The sequence below is a fragment of the Bordetella genomosp. 11 genome (assembly GCF_002261215.1).
Taxonomy (GTDB): domain Bacteria; phylum Pseudomonadota; class Gammaproteobacteria; order Burkholderiales; family Burkholderiaceae_B; genus Bordetella_C.
This window is the reverse complement of sequence record NZ_NEVS01000001.1, coordinates 757,557-774,204: the sequence shown is the minus strand read 5'-3', so window position 1 is coordinate 774,204 and position 16,648 is coordinate 757,557. Positions and strand designations below refer to the sequence as shown.

At 66.7% G+C, this 16,648-nt stretch carries 11 protein-coding genes; 9 read left to right on the top strand and 2 right to left on the bottom strand.

Annotated features, from left to right (window positions below; all coding sequences use genetic code 11):
• Positions 1–2 precede the first annotated feature (2 nt).
• The 3 genes from CAL28_RS03455 to argE all read left to right on the top strand — a co-directional run bounded on the left by CAL28_RS03455 (position 3) and on the right by argE (position 3,085).
• Positions 3–674 (top strand): DUF1028 domain-containing protein, encoded by a 672-nt coding sequence (locus CAL28_RS03455; RefSeq protein WP_094839992.1) that lies wholly within the window; start codon positions 3–5, stop codon positions 672–674.
• Between the two features lie 182 nt (positions 675–856).
• The gene (locus CAL28_RS03450; protein WP_094839991.1) at positions 857–1,834 is read left to right on the top strand and encodes a LysR substrate-binding domain-containing protein; all 978 of its coding nucleotides are present in this window, start codon (positions 857–859) and stop codon (positions 1,832–1,834) included.
• Between the two features lie 75 nt (positions 1,835–1,909).
• The gene (gene argE / locus CAL28_RS03445; protein ID WP_094839990.1) at positions 1,910–3,085 is read left to right on the top strand and encodes an acetylornithine deacetylase; all 1,176 of its coding nucleotides are present in this window, start codon (positions 1,910–1,912) and stop codon (positions 3,083–3,085) included.
• A 19-nt stretch (positions 3,086–3,104) separates the two neighbouring features.
• Here the strand turns inward: argE and CAL28_RS03440 are convergent, their stop codons facing one another.
• Entirely contained in the window at positions 3,105–3,854 is a 750-nt protein-coding gene (locus tag CAL28_RS03440; RefSeq protein WP_094839989.1) for a glucose 1-dehydrogenase, read from the bottom strand.
• Positions 3,855–4,052: 198 nt separating this feature from the next.
• Between CAL28_RS03440 and CAL28_RS03435 the strand changes: the two genes are divergently transcribed.
• Together CAL28_RS03435 and CAL28_RS03430 are read left to right on the top strand one after the other, a co-directional pair.
• Positions 4,053–4,997, top strand: a complete 945-nt coding sequence (locus tag CAL28_RS03435) for a LysR family transcriptional regulator (protein WP_094839988.1) — start codon at positions 4,053–4,055, stop codon at positions 4,995–4,997.
• A gap of 73 nt (positions 4,998–5,070) precedes the next feature.
• Positions 5,071–6,303 (top strand): MFS transporter, encoded by a 1,233-nt coding sequence (locus CAL28_RS03430; RefSeq protein ID WP_094839987.1) that lies wholly within the window; start codon positions 5,071–5,073, stop codon positions 6,301–6,303.
• 31 nt (positions 6,304–6,334) lie between these two features.
• Here the strand turns inward: CAL28_RS03430 and CAL28_RS03425 are convergent, their stop codons facing one another.
• A complete protein-coding gene (locus CAL28_RS03425; RefSeq protein WP_094839986.1) occupies positions 6,335–7,255 on the bottom strand; it encodes a bifunctional helix-turn-helix transcriptional regulator/GNAT family N-acetyltransferase in 921 nt (306 codons plus the stop codon).
• A gap of 141 nt (positions 7,256–7,396) precedes the next feature.
• Between CAL28_RS03425 and CAL28_RS03420 the strand changes: the two genes are divergently transcribed.
• The 4 genes from CAL28_RS03420 (at position 7,397) to CAL28_RS03405 (ending at position 16,556) form a co-directional block, all read left to right on the top strand.
• Positions 7,397–8,068 carry an HAD family hydrolase gene (locus CAL28_RS03420; protein WP_094839985.1) on the top strand — a complete coding sequence of 224 codons (672 nt, stop codon included), beginning with the start codon at positions 7,397–7,399 and terminating at the stop codon, positions 8,066–8,068.
• A 206-nt stretch (positions 8,069–8,274) separates the two neighbouring features.
• Entirely contained in the window at positions 8,275–8,832 is a 558-nt protein-coding gene (locus CAL28_RS03415; protein WP_094839984.1) for a YSC84-related protein, read from the top strand.
• 167 nt (positions 8,833–8,999) lie between these two features.
• Positions 9,000–10,559 (top strand): hypothetical protein, encoded by a 1,560-nt coding sequence (locus CAL28_RS03410; RefSeq protein ID WP_141218133.1) that lies wholly within the window; start codon positions 9,000–9,002, stop codon positions 10,557–10,559.
• A 9-nt stretch (positions 10,560–10,568) separates the two neighbouring features.
• On the top strand, positions 10,569–16,556 hold the full coding sequence (locus CAL28_RS03405; protein ID WP_094839982.1) for an RHS repeat domain-containing protein: 5,988 nt from the start codon (positions 10,569–10,571) through the stop codon (positions 16,554–16,556).
• Positions 16,557–16,648 lie beyond the last annotated feature (92 nt).

The window sequence follows — 16,648 nt, the reverse complement described above, 5'->3', positions numbered from 1 at the left end:
CCATGACTTTCTCGATCGTCGCCCGCTGCCCGGCATCCGGCCAGTTCGGCGCCGCGGTTTCCTCCTCTTCGCCCGCCGTCGCCGCGCGCTGCATCCGTGCCCGCGCCGGTGTCGGGGCGGCGGCCAGCCAGAACATCACCGATCCCGCCCTGGGCCCGCTGGCGCTGGATGCGATGGCCGCCGGCCAGACGCCCGAACAGGCGCTCGCCGGCCTGCGCCAGCGCCCATATATCGAGTACCGGCAGCTCATGGCCATCGACGGCAGCCACCCGCCGGCCATCTACACGGGCAGCAGCGCGCTGGGCACGCTGGCGAGCGCGGCCGGCCGGGATGCCGCCTGCGCCGGCAATATGCTGGCGTCGCTCGACGTCCCCGCCGCCATGCTGGCGGCATTCGAGCAGGCGCGGGGCACGCTGGCCGAACGCCTGATGCAGGCCCTGCTGGCGGGACAGGCCGCGGGCGGCGAGGCGGGGCCGGTTCATTCCGCCGGGCTGCTGGTCTATGCCGACCTGGACTGGCCCATCGTCGACCTGCGCATGGACTGGGTGGAAACAGGTCCGGTGGAAGCACTGTACGAGGCCTGGAAGGTATACGAACCCCAGGTAGAGGACTACATCACGCGCGCGCGCGATCCGCGCGCGGCGCCCAGTTTCGGTGTGCCCGGCGATCTCTGACCGGCGCGTCCGGGAGCGGACCCCGCGCAACGGTGGCGGCGGCCACGCCGCGGGCATATGTGGATACACTGCGATATCGTGCCGCGCGGATCGCCACAGGGGTGCGGGGCCGGTCGAGGGTCCCGCGGGCGGTTGCTCCGACCGGCATCCACGCCCACCCGATTACGTTCTCTCCCTGCACCATGCTCAATCGCATTTCCCTGCGGCAGATGGAGTACTTCGTAGCTACCGCCAAACACGGCAGTATCGCGTCGGCCTCCGCCCAGATCCATATTTCCCCGCCTTCCATTTCGGCCGCCATCGCCCACATCGAAACCGAGCTGGGCGTGCAATTGTTCGTACGGCATCCGTCCAAGGGTCTCGCGCTGACCATCCTGGGGACGGAAGTGATGCAGGAATGCGAAGACCTGCTCGAACGCGCGTCCCGGCTGTATGGGATCGCGTCCGTATCGAGCGACACCATCCAGGGCGTGCTGCGCGTGGGCTGCTTCCAGTCGCTCGCGGCGATGATCGCGCCGGAGGTCATCTTCGGTTTTTCGCGGGCGTTCCAGAAAGTCGAACTGCACATGGTCGAGGGCGACCAGCAGGAACTCATCGGCAAGCTGCATACGCTGGACGTCGACGTCGCCATCACCTACGACCTGCAGCTGGGCGAAGAGATCCAATTCGAGACACTGGCCCATCTGCCGCCCCATGTGCTGGTAAGCGAGCTGCACCCGCTCGCCCAGCAGATCGCCGTGACGCTGGACGAACTGGCCCAGCAGCCCCTGGTGCTGCTGGATCTTCCCATGAGCAGGGAGTACTTCATGTCGCTGTTCGCCAAGGCCGGCCTGGAGCCCAATGTCGTGGCGCGCTCGCGGTCCGAGGACGTCGTACGGTCCATGGCCGCCAACGGCATAGGCTATGCGCTTTTCAATGTGCGCCCGCGCTCGACCCAATCCCTGGATGGCAAGCGGCTCGTGCGGCTGCGCCTGGCCGGCGAACACCGCCCCATGCTGCTGGGGATGGCCACCTACAAGCCCATGAAACCCTCCCGCCTGGCACAGGCCTTCGTGCAGCGCTGCCGCGCCTATATCTCGGACCAGTACATCCCGGGCATGAGCGCCGCCAGCTTCTTCGATCCTTATATCTCCGGCACCGCAGAGGACCAGGCCCCATGAGGCTGCCCGCGTGCTTCCCTTTACTTCCGGCCTTCGGCGGCGCGCCGTCAGGGCCTTATCGCCATTAGCACAGCCATGACCCAGCCTTCGCCCTCCACCAGCGTCGCACTGTTGCGCGAACTGATCGCCTTCCCCTCGGTCACGATGACGCCCAATGCCGATCTGATGGCACGTGTACAGGAGTTGCTGCAGGACGCGGGCATCGCATCCATGATCGTCGCCGACCCCCAGGACCCCAGCCGATGCAATCTGTTCGCGTCCGTGGGACCGGAGAGCGAACCCGGCGTAATGCTATCGGGCCACACCGATGTCGTGCCCGCCAGCGGCCAGCCATGGACCGTCCCGCCGTTCGAAGCGACCGAACGGGAGGGCCGCATCTATGGCCGCGGCAGTTCGGATATGAAAGGCTTCGTGGCATGCGCGGTGATGGCCATGATCCATGCGTCCGGACGCCCGCTCAAACGGCCGCTGCAACTGGCGCTGTCGTTCGACGAGGAAATCGGCTGCGTCGGCGTACGGCACCTGATCCGCGCGCTGGCCGACATGCAGCCCGCGCCCTCGCTCTGCCTGGTCGGAGAGCCGACGCTCATGAAAATCGGCACGGGCCACAAGGGCAAGGCCGCCTACCGCGCCTTGTGCTGCGGCCAGGCCGGCCATTCCGGACTGGCGCCCCGCTTCGTGAACGCCATACACACCGCGGCCGATCTCGTCGGCGCGCTGCGAGACGTGCAGGAGGAGCTCGCCGCGAACGGCCCGCGCGAAGCCGGATACGCCATTCCGTACTCCACGGTTCATGCCGGCACCATACGCGGAGGCACCGCGCTGAACATCGTCCCCGAAGAATGCGCGGTGGACTTCGAGATCCGCGCCGTTGCCCAGGACGACCCCGCGCATATCCTCGAACGCGTGCTGGAACGGACTGGATCGCGCATGCGTGACGCCAGGGCATTGCCGGACGCCGCGCCGCCCGAAGTCCATCTGGTCAATGCCTATCCGGGACTGTCCACGCCAGAGGACTCGCCCGCCGTGCGGTTGCTCGCTTCGCTGCTGCCGCCGGACACCCCCACCACCAAGGTTGCCTTCGGCACCGAAGGCGGGCTTTTCCGGCAACAGTGGAACGACACGACCGTGCTGGTCTGCGGGCCGGGCAGCATCGAAGTGGCCCACAAGGCCGACGAGTACGTGGAAGTGTCGCAGATCGAGGCTTGCGACCGCATGCTGGCGCGGCTTGTGGACCATCTTTGCCAGTAGCCCACCCGGCCGCGCTTGCTCAGACCTGGGCCATGCCGCCGTCGACGAACAGCTCGGTGCCATTGATATAGCTGGCCGAATCGGAAGCCAGGAAGGCCACGGCCTTGCCGATTTCCTCCGGCTCGCCAAGGCGGCCCAGCGGCACCTGCGCGGCCAGCGCGTCATACAGGCCCTGGCGGGCATCGTCCGGCACCAGGCCGCCCAGGCCCGGCGTACGGATCGGCCCGGGGCTGACCGCGTTGACGCGGATGCCGCGGTCCTTCAGGTCCAGTGCCCATGAGCGCGCGAAATTGCGCACCGCCGCCTTGCTCGCGCTGTAGACGCTGAAACTGGCGGTTCCCTTTACCGACGTCACCGACGAGGTCAGGATCACCGAAGCGCCATCCGTCAGCAGGGGCAAGGCCTTTTGCACGGTGAACAGCACGCCGCGCACATTGGTACCGAAGATGCGGTCGAAATGCTCCTCCGTGATCGCGCCCAGCGGCATCATGTCCCCGCCGCCCGCGTTGGCGAACAGGATGTCCAGCTTGCCGGCCGTCCTGGCGATCTGCGCGTACACGGCGTCCAGGTCCGACAGCACCGACGCATCCGCGCGGATCGCCGTCGCGGCGGGGCCGATCAGCGCCACGGCGGCATCCAGCTCCGCCTGACGCCGGCCCGTGATGAAGACGCGCGCGCCGCGCGCCGCCAATTCGCGGGCGGCCGCCAGGCCGATGCCGGTGCTGCCGCCCGTGACCAGGGCAATCTTGCCATTCAGTTGTTCGTTCATGATCTGCTCCGTTTCGTGATGGGAAAGTCGGGATGTCCGCATCGAAGTCGCCGGCGGCCCGTTTTGTGCCGGTGTCTTCGCGCAGTGCGTGGACTGAACTTTAATCACCGCCAATTTATTTATAAATGGTGGATTAATGAAATTACTATCCACCAATATGTATAATCTTCGGCGGACAGATACTGACGAGGCCGTTGCATGGATCAGTTATCCGCAATGCGGGCATTCGCCCGCGTGGTGGAAGCGGGCAGCTTTACGCGGGCCGCCGATTCGCTGGATATGCCGAATGCGACCATGAGCAAGCTGGTACAGGAGCTCGAGGCGCATCTGGGCGTCAAGCTGTTGCAGCGGACCACGCGCAAAGTCACGGTCACGCCGGAAGGCCAGGACTACTACGCGAAGGCCACCCGCATCCTGAACGACCTGGCGGACATCGACGCATCCTTCAATGCCACGCGAGGCACGCCGCGCGGCAACCTGCGCGTGGATGTGGGCGGACTCACCGCGCGCGATGTCCTGATTCCCTTGCTTCCGGACTTCATGTCGCGTTATCCGGACATCCGTATCGAACTGGGCGTGGCCGATCGCGCGGTGGATCTCGTCGGCGACAATGTCGATTGCGTGATTCGGGGCGGCCCCTTGGCCAACTCGTCGCTGGTCGCGCGCCATATCGGCGATGCCATGATGGTCACGTGTGCCGCGCCGGCGTATTTGAAGCAGTTCGGCGTTCCGGCATATCCGCGGGAACTCGAAAACGGGCATCGGCTGATCGCCTACGTCTCGCCCCAGAACGGCCGGGCCATGCCTTTCCGATTCCAGAAAGCGGGCGAACAAATCGACATCAAGATCGCGCACCGTATCGGTATCAACGAAAGCAACGCGCATTTCGCGGCGGGGATCGCGGGGCTGGGGATCATCCAGACATTCGCGTCCTCCGCCCGGCCGGCCATCGAGGCGGGGTTGCTAGTAGAGGTCCTGGGCGGCTGGCAGCCTCCGCCCTATCCGTTCCATGTCGTCTACCCGCAGAACCGTTACGTGACACACCGGCTGCGCGTCTTCATCGAGTGGCTGCTGGCCGTTTTTCCGGACAAGGTCCGGGGAACGTCCCCGGAGCGGCGCGCAAGAATACGCAGCCGCTCCTGACCAGGATGAAGGCTCGCCCTTCCCATGCCTGTAAACTCGCTGCGATTGATTCGTCTCCGACATCGAGGCCAGCTTGCAGCCAACCCCGCGCTCGTCGTATCCCCTGGATTGGCTGAACTTCTTCATCGCCGATGTACGTGACGGGCTGGGCCCCTATCTCGCGATCTATTTGCTGGCTGTGCACCAGTGGCGGCCCGACCGCATAGGTCTTGTCATGACGGTATCCGGGCTGGCGGCGCTGCTGGCGCAGACGCCGGCCGGCGCGTTCGTCGATCGCACGGCCAACAAACGCCGCCTGATCATCGGCGCCGCGGTCGCCGTAACGGTCGCGTCCCTGGCCATTCTCGGCAGTGCCGGATTTTCGTGGGTGTTACTGACCCAATCCCTGGCTGGCATCGCCTCGTCCATCTTCGCCCCGGCGATCGCGGGCATCACGCTGGGGCTATGCGGGGCCGGCGCTTTCACCGGGCGCATCGCGCGCAACGAATCCTTCAATCACGCGGGCAACGCCTTCGCGGCCCTGTTGGCGGGGGGGCTGGCGTATCTATGGGGGCCTGCCGCCGTCTTCTATCTTATGGCCGCGATGGCATTGGCCAGCATCGCGGCCGCGCTGGCCATACCGGCGCGCATCGACGTGAAGCTGGCCAGCGGAATGCTCGCGAACCCGGGGCCGGCGCACGCCGCGCCCGTGCCGCTCGGCCAGGTACTGCGCAATCGTTCGCTCCTGATCCTTGCCGTCAGCTGCGCCCTGTTTCACCTGGCCAATGCGGCCATGCTGCCCCTGGTGGGGCAGAAGCTCGCGCTCGCGAACCCCAGGCTTGCCACCCCGCTTACCGCGGCGTGCATCGTGGCGGCACAGTTCGTCATGATCCCGGCCGCATTGGCGGTCGGACGCCATGCCGACCGGATAGGCCGCAAGCCCTTGATGCTGATCGGGTTCGCCATCCTGCCGCTGCGCGGCATCCTTTACACGTTTTCCGACGACTCGGCCTGGCTGGTCGGCGTCCAGCTGCTCGATGGCGTCGGCGCCGGCATCTTTGGCGCGGCGCTTCCCTTGATGGTGCTGGACCTGACACAAGGGACCGGCCGATTCAATGCGAGCCTCGCGGCCGTCACCACCCTGTTCGGCATCGGCGCCGCGCTGAGCGCCGGGCTGGCGGGCGTGATCGTGCAGCATGCCGGCTACAGCGCTGCCTTTCTCGCATTGGCGGGCATTGCCACGCTGGCGCTCGTCGGCCTGCTGGCGCTGCCCGAAACCCGCCGGCCAACCGCCCCCATCGCAGCGCCGACGCAGCCGGCCGCCTAGCCACCGCCGCGCGTCGGCTGCCCGCCGCCGATTACAGATCCCGCGCCCAGATCTGCCCGATCAGGTCTTTTCCAAAGCTGTGGTGCGGTTCTTCCTCGACCAGCCGGAAGCCCGCGCTTTCGTAGATCCTGCGCGCGTCCGCCAGCACGCTATTGGTCCACAGCATCATCTTGCTGTAGCCGGTACGGCGGGCAAACCGCAGGCACTCGTCCACCAGGCGGTGGCCGATGCCCAGCCCACGCGCGCTGGGGTCGACGGCCAGCAGGCGCAGCTTGGCGGTGTCTTCATCCTGGCGCACGACGAACACCGAGCCCACGGGGCGGCCGTCCTTCTCGGCGATCCAGCATCGCTCGCAAGCCGGGTCGAATTCCCGCACGAACTTGGCCACGATCTCGGCGACCAGCGCCTCGTACTCCGAATTCCAGCCGAATTCGCGCGCATACAGGACTGCCTGGCTCTGGACCACCCACCCCATGTCCCCGGGCTGGGGATCGCGCAGGATATAGCCAGGGCTGGGATTGCCCAGGACCGCCTGGATCCGCGCCATCGCATCGACCAATTCATGCTGGGCCGGCTCGGGCAGGCGTTCCAGCATGGCGATCACCTCGCGCCGCGAGGCGTCGTTCAAGGGCGCGAAGGTCGCGCGCCCTTTCCCGGTCAGCGCCAGATCGGACGCGCGCGCGTCGGTGGCCGAACGCGTCTTCGCCACCAGCCCCCGCTTTTCGAATCCCGAGATCACCCTGCTGAGGTAGCCGGCGTTCAGCCCCAGCTCCTTGACGAGATCCGAGGTGGTCAAGCCGTCGCGGTGCGCCAGCTCGTACAGGATGCGGACCTCCGTCAGCGAAAATTCGCTTTCCAGCAAATGTTCGTGCAGCACGCCGATCTGGCGCGTGTAGAAACGATTGAAGCCGCGCACCGCGGCGACGCGTTGGTCGACTGCCGTATCCGCCATGGCCCTGTCCAATTTATGTGCCAAAAGCATATTATTAATTGCCTTTGGCACATATGCAAGCGGCCGGGGTTCCAAACGCGGGAACAAGTAAGATCGGAACACGGCGGGGTCTCCCGCCCATTCTTTTTCACGCGGAGGCGCATGAAATTCGAGGCGGTGTTATTCGACTGCGATGGCGTGCTGGTCGACAGCGAACGCATCTCCACCGGCGTCCTGAGCGACATGCTGCAAGAGCTCGGTCTACCCGTGTCGCACGACGAGACGCTGCGCCGCTTCGTCGGCAAGACGATGAAAGACGAGCTGGCGTGGATCAGCCGGGCTTCGGGACAGGCCGTCGGCGCGGACTGGCTGGCGGAATTCTGGCGCCGCCGCAACGAAGCCCTGCGCAAGCATGTGCAAGCCATTCCGCACGTGCTCGAAACCGTAAAGCTGCTTCACCAGCGCCTGGATGGCCGCATCGCCTGTGCCTCCGGGGCCGACCGCGACAAGCTGGAGTTGCAGTTGAACAAAACGGGCCTGATGCCCTACTTCCAGGGCAGGACTTTCAGCGGCTATGAAATGGCCCGCTCGAAGCCCAGCCCCGACGTGTACCTGGCCGCGGCGGCGGCGCTGAAGACGGATCCCGCCGCCTGCGTCGTGATCGAGGACAGCGTGACCGGCGTCACCGCCGGCCTGGCGGCCGGCGCGACCGTACTGGGCTACAGCCCCGGCGGCCCCGCGCACAGCCCGCCCGATGCGCTGCTGGGCAGCGGCGCCATCGCCGTCTTCGCCGATATGGCCAGACTTCCCGCGCTGCTCGGCGTGGACCGTTGACGCCCACCCCACCGGTGAATGCGCCGTCGTTTCCCGGCGCAATCCTCATGTAGCCGGCAAGACGAGCGAGTCGCGGGCATTTGCCCCGCCGGATTGCGCCTGAAAGCCGACGCCGGCCACATCCCCCAAGGCATATCTTTGCGTTGGTGGCGCAATGCGCGCCGCTCGCGGCCATCACCGCGCTCGCCCACGTAAGGAGATCGATCATGATCGCGCATCTCTCGCGGACTCTCCCGCTGGCATTGCTGCTGTTTCTGGCAGCCTGTACGTCAACATCAAACACCTCCAACAGCGATCCCGAGCTGGAAGCGAAATCGCGAAGCGCGCTGCAGCAGTTGCTCGACACGGAACCCAGGGCGCCGGCACTCCGGAAAGAAGCCAAGGCCATCCTCGTCTTCCCCGACGTTTTGAAAGCGGGCTTTATCGTGGGCGCCCAGGGCGGCAAGGGCGTCATGTTCGACCGCAACGGCAAAGTGATCGGCTACTACAGGGCCACCGCGCTTTCGTTCGGCATGCAGGCCGGCGCGCAAGGGTTCTCCGAAGCCCTGTTCCTGATGACCGACGACGCCATACGCTACGTCAATTCCACGGGAGAATGGTCGATCGGTGTAGGCCCGACCGTGGTGGTCATGGAAGCGGGCGCCGCCAAATCCGTGACGACCACGACGATGAAGTCGGATGTCTACGCGTTCATCTACGGGCAGCAGGGCTTGATGGCCGGCATCGGCATACAGGGCCAGCGGATCCGCAGACTCGATCAGTGACGTCCAGGCGGGGCGAGCCGGTCACCGCCGAACGGCCGGCCGCGCATGGATGTCATCCGACGGCCGGTCCTCGCCGATCCGGCGATATCGAAAAGTATTAATCCCGGATGTGGGCCGGTAAGCCCACCGTATCATTGGCACCAGTCGAACCCAGCGGCGAGGTCGGTATGGCAATCCAATCTCTCATGCCGCCCCAGGACATCACCTGGACGCGCATGGCATTCGCCACGGATATGGTCGATACGAACTTCGGCGACATGGCGTTCAGTCCGAAGTGGCGTTCGTCACTGGCCGTCTATTACTACGTCGTACCGGAAGAAGAGACCGCCGATAGCTATCCGAATTCCCGGCTGGTTTATCTGCGGCTGACGTGCAGCCTGACCGGCTGGAATCCCTCCGAGGCATTGCGCAATGCCCAGACCCAGGCGCAACAGGCCGGCAATTGGGATGACCTGCAACGCACCTTGTGGGAGACCATCATCGCCAGCGGCTGGGCGGCGCAGTACTGGCCGTGCCTGGGCGCCATCATGCAGATCGCCGTCTATCCGCACAACGCCGACGGCGTGCCGCCGGACGACTATCCTTACTTCCTGGATTTCGAGCCCAAGAAACGCGAGCTCTACGAGTCCGTGACCGAGGGCGCGGAGATGCTTTCGGCATCGGCGAACACGACCAGCATCACCAAGGGCAATAGCTCGACGAACAGCCTGGAAGTCGGTGCGAGCGCGGGCTTCAGCGTCGGCCCCTTCGGCGCCTCCGGCAGCGTCACCTCCAGCTGGTCCGACACGACGGTGAACCAGAACACCACCGATACGTCGCGCGAGGCCCGCGAAACCCTGAGCCGCACCACGTCCACCAGCCAGATGTACCAGCTGTTCAACGGCTATCACCTCGGCACCAACCGCGCGCTGTTCGTGGTGGCGCCGCGCCCGCATACGGTCTCGAATTCCGCGCAGACCGAATTCAACCTGATCGACGGCGAGCGCAATCTGGAGGGCATCCAGGATGTTTTCCTGGTGGTGCACATGCCGCGCTCGCTGGACGGCCTGTGCATCCAGGCCGGGCTGGACACCGGCCACCAGGCGCCGGCGGCCGTGCCGTACTACCTGGTCGCCACCATGCAGCGACCCAACACCGGCGGCGGCAATTGGCCGCCGCCGGATCCGCTGCCGCCCACGCCGCCCGTGCCGACGACGCCGCTGACACCATGGAAACAGCTCGTGGTCACGCGCCGCATCATCCAGAGCTGCGGCACCTTCGACGACAACGGCAATCTGGTACTGCAGCAACTGCGCGAGCCGGTCCGCCCGCCGGTGGTAACCGGCGAATTCTCGCTGCCCGACCGCGCCACCGTGGCCCTGGCGCGCACGCAGAGCGGCTCTACCTCGCCGGAGGCCCGTGCGCAAACCCAGCGCGACCTTAACGTCGCCCAAAGCCAGGTGCGGCGCCAGATGCTGAACAACATCTCGGCGGGCAGTTACCAGCCCAGGCCGTTCGAACAAACGGGCGTCTTCCGGTCGCTGGTGGCCGGCATCGCCATGCAGGCCAACATCCCGCTGGCCGATGTGGCCGGCAAGGGTTTCCTGGACCCGGCGCATCTACCCGATCTGCAGCGGGCCAAGATCACGACGCTCGCCCAGCTCTTTGCCGCGACGGCCACCGATGCCACGGCGGGGGTCGCGCAGAAAGATGTGCTGGACCGTTTCCTGAAAACCGCCAAAGATTGAGCAGCGGCCATGCCGGATCCGGACACCACGACGCCGGACACCACGCCGGATGCGGGAGGCGCCTCGTCGGTGGCCACGGTCCGGCCGGAGATGAATGACGATCAGGTCAAGGATGCGATCCGCAAGCGCTACATGGATTTGGCCGAGGACGCCGCCACCGTGCTGGCCGAGAACCCGCCAGACAAGCAGACGCTGGACGACTTCAAGAAACTGCTGAAATCCGCGCCGCTGCAAATCGACGTGCCGCAGGAAATGGCGGACAGGTTCGCCCGCCTGCGCGACCAGGTGATCGAGGAAGTCGCTCCGGTCATCATGCCGTCCGGCGAGAGCGGCGGCGGCAGTGGCCATTACGTGGTCAAGAGCCTGGACCCGGCCCCCGCCAAGGAAAACGTGGCAAAGGCCGCCGACCCGGTGAAGCTGTTCAACGGCGAGTTCGCCTACGCCATCGCCGATTTCGAATTGAACGGCGCCGGCCAGAACTTCGTGTTCCAGCGCAGCTATTCCCAACTCGTCGCCTACCAGGGCCCGCTGGGCTTCAATTGGGACCATAACTACAACCTGTGGCTGGCCGTACCGCCCGACGCGCTGTCCATCGCCAGATCGAACGGGGCGCTGGGCATCGAGCTGTACACGCGCCATGAGATCCATGGGTACTGGCTGCCGCCGGACGGCGTGGACGCGGTCCTGCTGGCCGAGGGCGATTCCTTCACGCTGCGCCAGCCGGACGGCACGCGCATCCGCTACCGGCAACATCCGACGCTGGGTCCGGCCATCCATGTCGTGGCACGCATCGAGGATCGCCACGGCAATTATCTGGCCTTCAGCTACGACGACGGGCGTCTCGCGCGCGTCGAGATCAACAGCGTCCACCGCTGGGTCGACTTCTTCCACGACAGCCAGGAACGCATCGTGGCCATCGCCGATTTCACCGGGCGGACCTGGCGCTACGGCTATGACGACATCGGCAATCTGGTAACGGTCACCCTGCCGGCGATCGAACCGCATCGCGCCGGCCCGACATCGGTCTACGACTACATCGGGACAGCCCGCGCCGACGCGAGCCTGCAGCACGCCTTGACGGCGATCTTCGACGCCAGCGGCCGGCCGTTCCTGGAGAACGAGTACGGCGTCCAGCCGGAGCGCGTGGACTACCGCCGCGTGATCCGCCAGCGGCAAAGCGGCGGCGACATCCTGTTCGACTACGCCGACGTGATCGAGGACTTCAATCAGCCCTACGACGATCACGAGAGACCGGACCGGCAAACCATCGTGACCGAGCGCGATGGCCGCCAGTTGCGCTACCTGTTCAACCGCTTCGGCAACGCCCTTTACAAGGAGGAGTACGCCATTCTCGGCGGCCTGCCGAGACTGATCGGCGCGCACTACCGCTACAACCGCGACGGCAACCAGATCGCCGCCGTCACACCGATGGGCGTGACCACCCAGACGCTGTTAGGACGCGACTGGTACGAGCGCCTGCATCCGCGCGGCGAAGACTACCGCCCGCAGGCCGATGCCGATCTCACGGCCGCGACACGCCTGCAATTCGGCAACGTCCTGGCCATCGTCAGGCGGGGACGCTATCTGCGCTTCGCGCCCACCGGGCTGGCGCCCAGCCTGTGGTCGGCCGCCGCGCTGCCCGATATCTTCGCCACCGACGATGCGGACGCCATCCAGAAGTTCTCCTATGAGCCGGAGTTCAACCAACCGCGGGCCGTCTCCGACGCGCGCTACACCCGCAGTGCCAACCCTGCCTTCGCCGAGGACGCCGCCTACGACCACACCCTGACCCGCTATGCCTACACGCCGGGCAATGGATTCCAGAACCTGTTGGCCGCATCCATCCTGCGCCCCACGCCCACGCTGCCCGACGGATCCATGGGCGAGCCTGTCGCGGTCGCCTTCAGCGAATACGACGCCAACGGCCGCCTGCTGGAAGCCGTCAACGCGTCCGGCCTGCGTTCCCGCCACACCTATTTCGGCGCGGGCGACGGCCCGCTCGACGGCCTGCTGCGGTCCACCGCCGTCGATCCGTCCGGTGCGGCACTGACCGCGTCCGTGGACCGCGACGCCCTGGGCCGGGTCACGCGGCTCTACCGGCCGAAGTTCACGCCGGGAGATAACCGCTTCGTATCCGAAACAGCCTACAACGCGCTGGATCAGGTGACGCGCCGTACCAGCTCGCTGCCGGTTGGCGCCACCACGACCTTCGCCTACGATCGCGCCGGCAACCTCGTGCGCACGGAACTCGAGCTGAAGGACGAGAACCATCTGCCCACGGGCGTCTTCATCACGCTAAGCCGCTACGACGAGGAGCAGCATCTGCTTGCCCAGTCGATCGGCGACGACACGACATTCAAGCTGACCCGCGTCGTACACGACCGCGCGGGGCGGCCCTGCCTGACGATCTCGCCATCGGGCCGCCTGCGCAAGCTAAGGTACAACGAGCGATCGCTGGTGGCCGCGACCATCGACGACTACGCGCGCGTCCACGCCGTCACCCGCAACGACTACGATGCCGATGGACGCGTGGTGCGGGTGACCAATCCGCGCGGTTATGCGACGCGCTTTACCTTCGACACATTCGGCCGGGCGCTGCGGACCGAGGACGCGCTGGGAAACGTCACCGTGCGGCGGTTCGACAAGCTGGGGAATCTTCTGGTCGAATGCACGCACGGCAAGCAGCCCGACGGTAGTTTCCTGCTGCTGGCCCGGCGCCAGTTCAGCTATGACGAACTGGGGCGGCGCATCACCGCGTCCGCCAACCGCTACGACGACCCGCCGGCCGTGGCGGCGGCCGACCTGCCGGCGGCCTTCCTGGACAGCGGGCCGGGCACGCTGCTTACGATCCAGTACTACTACGACAGCGGCAATAACCTGGTCCGCGAGATCGACCAGGACGGCCGCGCCTTCGTGTCGGAGTACGACGCCCTGGGACGCCCCGTGCGTCGCGTCGATCCGTACGGCAACGTGTGGCGCCTGGCCTGGGACCAGGAGACCAATCTCGTGCGCCAGGATCGCGAGGAGTCGATCCAGGACGAGAACGGCACCGTGCTGGGCACGCAGCACTACGCCGAGACCTGGACCTACGACGAGCTCAACCGCCGGACTGCCCATGCGACGACAACCGCGGTCGTGCGCCAGGCCTACGATAGCCGTGGCGATGTGGTGGCGATCACCGACCCGCTGGGCAACACGGTGCGCAACGAGTACGACGTGTTCCGCCGGCTGGTACGCAACCGGCAGATGCTGTCGTCCGCCTCGGCCGGCGGCACGCCGCAGCCGGTGGAGATACGCTTTGGCTGGGACCTGGACGACAAGAAGGTCTCGCAAACGGACGCGCTGGGTCGCGTCACGCGCTACGTCTACGATACGGCGGGACGACTGGCCTCCACCGTCCTGCCGGATGCAAGCGCGGATCTCGCGCAGTACGACGCCGCCGGCAATATGGTTTCCTATCACGATCGCAACGGCGCGGTCCGCTATTTTTCCTGGGACGCGCTGAACCGCAATACCGTGCTGCACATCGACCGCTCGGCACTCGCCTCCGGCGTCGAGCTGGGCGGCGCCAGCGAACAGCGCGTGGAATACGATGGGCTGGGCCGGATGCGCCGCGTCGCCAACGACTTCGTCGACATCGGCCTGCGCCATGACTCCCTGGACCATGTCCTTGAAGAGACCGTCAGCTTCCCGGGAGTGCCGGGCGCCGATCCGGCCCGGACCTTCGCGATCCAACGCCGGTTCTCCAACACCGGGGCGGCCGAGCTGTTGCGCTATCCCTCCGGCCGCGCGCTGCGCTATCGACGCGACGCCCTGGACCGCGTCGTCGCCATCGCGCAACAACAACGCGGCACGGATTGGCCGGGGGACCCCGCGACCGCGGACGACGCGCCGCTGGCCGGTTTCGGATATGCCGGCCTCAGCCCCTCCCGGCTGTCCCGCGCCGGCGGCCCCGCCACCGATTTCCGCGTCGATGCCGGTGGGCGTGTCGACGAGGTCCGCCACTCGGTCGATGGCACGCCCATACTGACCGCGCAATACCTGCACGACGCGCTGGGCAATGTACGCAACGCGGTCGAGGCCGGCCAGGACTTCGGCACGCGGCAGGCGTTCGCCTACGACAGCTTGTCGCGCCTGTCCGACTGGCGTACCGCCATGCCCGCCACGCCGCTGGATATGGCCCCGTTGTCGCCGCCCGCGCAGCCCTTGCCGGACCCGCTGCCCGACCTGCAGGCGCCGATCGATGCGCGCTTTTTCGATTTGGCCGCGGCGCAGGATGCCGGCAGCTGGCGCTACGACCTGGCGGGGAACCGGACCAGCAGCATCGCGGGCGGCACCGGCATCAGCTACGCCGTCAACGAGCTGGACCAGTACACGCGGGTCGACACCGCCGAACGGCGCTACGACGGCAACGGGAACCTGGTCCAGGACGAGGCCTGGACCTACGTCTACGACTTTCGAAATCAGCTCGTCACGGCCACCCGCCGGTCGGACAACCGCACGATCGAGCGCTACTACGACGGGCTGGGGCGCCTGCACGCGGAGCGACAGGCCGGTACGCTGCGCCTTTTCCTTCGCGACGGCCAGGAAGCGATCGAGGAGTACGAAGGCGGCCAGCTTGCCCGCAGCATCGTATGGGACCCTGTCCGTTCCGACGCGCTGATCGTCTCCGGTGCCGGCCGCGACAACTTCCCGATGTTCGATGCGCGGCACTCGGTGCGTTACCTGTTCGATCGGTCGGGCAAACGCAACTTCTACATCTACGATCCGTTTGGCGTGCCGTTGCGGACAATGGTTCCCAGCGACGACAATCCGTTCGGCTACGCCGGCAAGCGACGCATAGACGAGACCGGCAAACTGGATTTCGTATTCCGCGCCTACGAGCCCGCGACCGGCCGCTTCCTGCAACGCGACCCCAAGGGCCAGACCGATGGCCCCAACTTCTACGTCTTCGTGCGCAACAACCCCTTGGCGTTCGCCGACCCGCTGGGCCTGGAAAGCCGGCCCGAATTCGCCGGCGTCACCGCCACGCTGGGGGCCGAGTGGATGTTCCGCCATCCGTCGGGCTTCACGCTCGCCGTGCCCAACAACTTCGACCGCGCCAAGATCCGCGCCTACAGGCAGCGCATCCGCGACCCGCTGGATCGCGGCGTCGGCATGCGTTCGCCGCTGGAAGGCTTGAGAAGCAAAACGGACGATATCCGCGCGGCCAACGAAACGTTGGCGGACCTGGCCGAAGTGCGCCTGCGCGACGAACAGGGCCGGCGTCCGCCCAACGTCAACCTCGACCATGCCGTCGAGCTTCAGCATGTCATTCGCAGCGGCGCGCCCGGCGCGGACACCGTGCGCCCGCAGGATCATCGCTGGCAGGACGCCAGCGTGAACAAATCCCAGGGCGCCAGCGCGCGGCAGGCCGATATCCGCTCGCGCGCGCGCGGCGATCCCTGGGACGTATCCGCCGGCGGCGTCGCCCGCGAACGCGACCTGAACAAGTTCTGGAACCGCCCCGGCTGGCGCGGGCTGAACCGCGCCTGGGGCGCCTACAACCTGGCCGGCGGCACCTACGCGTCGATCTCGTCGCTGGGCGACGACATCCGCGAGGGCAATTGGTTTGCCGCGGGCCTGGACGCCAGCGGCTTCGTCGCCGGCGGCCTGGAAATCGGCGGCATGCTGGCCGGCTCCAATACCCTGCTGGCCGCGGGCCGCTGGATCGGCGTGCCCGGCGCGATCATCAGCTCCGGCGTGATCGGCGTTCGTATCGGCACCAATCTCTACAACAACTACGTCGACAAGGAAAACGCCATGGACGCGGGCTCCTGGGTAGAGGAGCGCACCGGCTCGCGGGTGCTGGGCGCCACCGCCGCCGCCGGCTGGGCCATCGGCAGCGCGGCCTATCACGCGCCGGGAGCGGCCTACGACTATGCGAAGGAAACCTGGACGGTGGACCCCGACGAGATCGATTGGGACCGCACGCTCAAACCGTGGAAATGGCTGTAGCCGTTCTTCGCGTGGTGCACGTGCAATAGAGACCGTCGAACCCGTCCTGGGATGAACCCTGCTTCATGGTGTTGCCCGAACGCCGCAAATTC

What these genes read in the sequence shown, in the direction of transcription:
- CAL28_RS03420 (WP_094839985.1), top strand. Translation starts at nt 7,397, where the DNA reads ATGAAATTCGAGGCGGTGTTATTCGACTGCGATGGCGTGCTGGTCGAC.
- CAL28_RS03410 (WP_141218133.1), top strand. Translation starts at nt 9,000, where the DNA reads ATGGCAATCCAATCTCTCATGCCGCCCCAGGACATCACCTGGACGCGC.
- CAL28_RS03455 (WP_094839992.1), top strand. Translation starts at nt 3, where the DNA reads ATGACTTTCTCGATCGTCGCCCGCTGCCCGGCATCCGGCCAGTTCGGC.
- CAL28_RS03450 (WP_094839991.1), top strand. Translation starts at nt 857, where the DNA reads ATGCTCAATCGCATTTCCCTGCGGCAGATGGAGTACTTCGTAGCTACC.
- argE (WP_094839990.1), top strand. Translation starts at nt 1,910, where the DNA reads ATGACCCAGCCTTCGCCCTCCACCAGCGTCGCACTGTTGCGCGAACTG.
- CAL28_RS03415 (WP_094839984.1), top strand. Translation starts at nt 8,275, where the DNA reads ATGATCGCGCATCTCTCGCGGACTCTCCCGCTGGCATTGCTGCTGTTT.
- CAL28_RS03425 (WP_094839986.1), bottom strand. Translation starts at nt 7,255, where the DNA reads ATGGCGGATACGGCAGTCGACCAACGCGTCGCCGCGGTGCGCGGCTTC.
- CAL28_RS03435 (WP_094839988.1), top strand. Translation starts at nt 4,053, where the DNA reads ATGGATCAGTTATCCGCAATGCGGGCATTCGCCCGCGTGGTGGAAGCG.
- CAL28_RS03405 (WP_094839982.1), top strand. Translation starts at nt 10,569, where the DNA reads ATGCCGGATCCGGACACCACGACGCCGGACACCACGCCGGATGCGGGA.
- CAL28_RS03440 (WP_094839989.1), bottom strand. Translation starts at nt 3,854, where the DNA reads ATGAACGAACAACTGAATGGCAAGATTGCCCTGGTCACGGGCGGCAGC.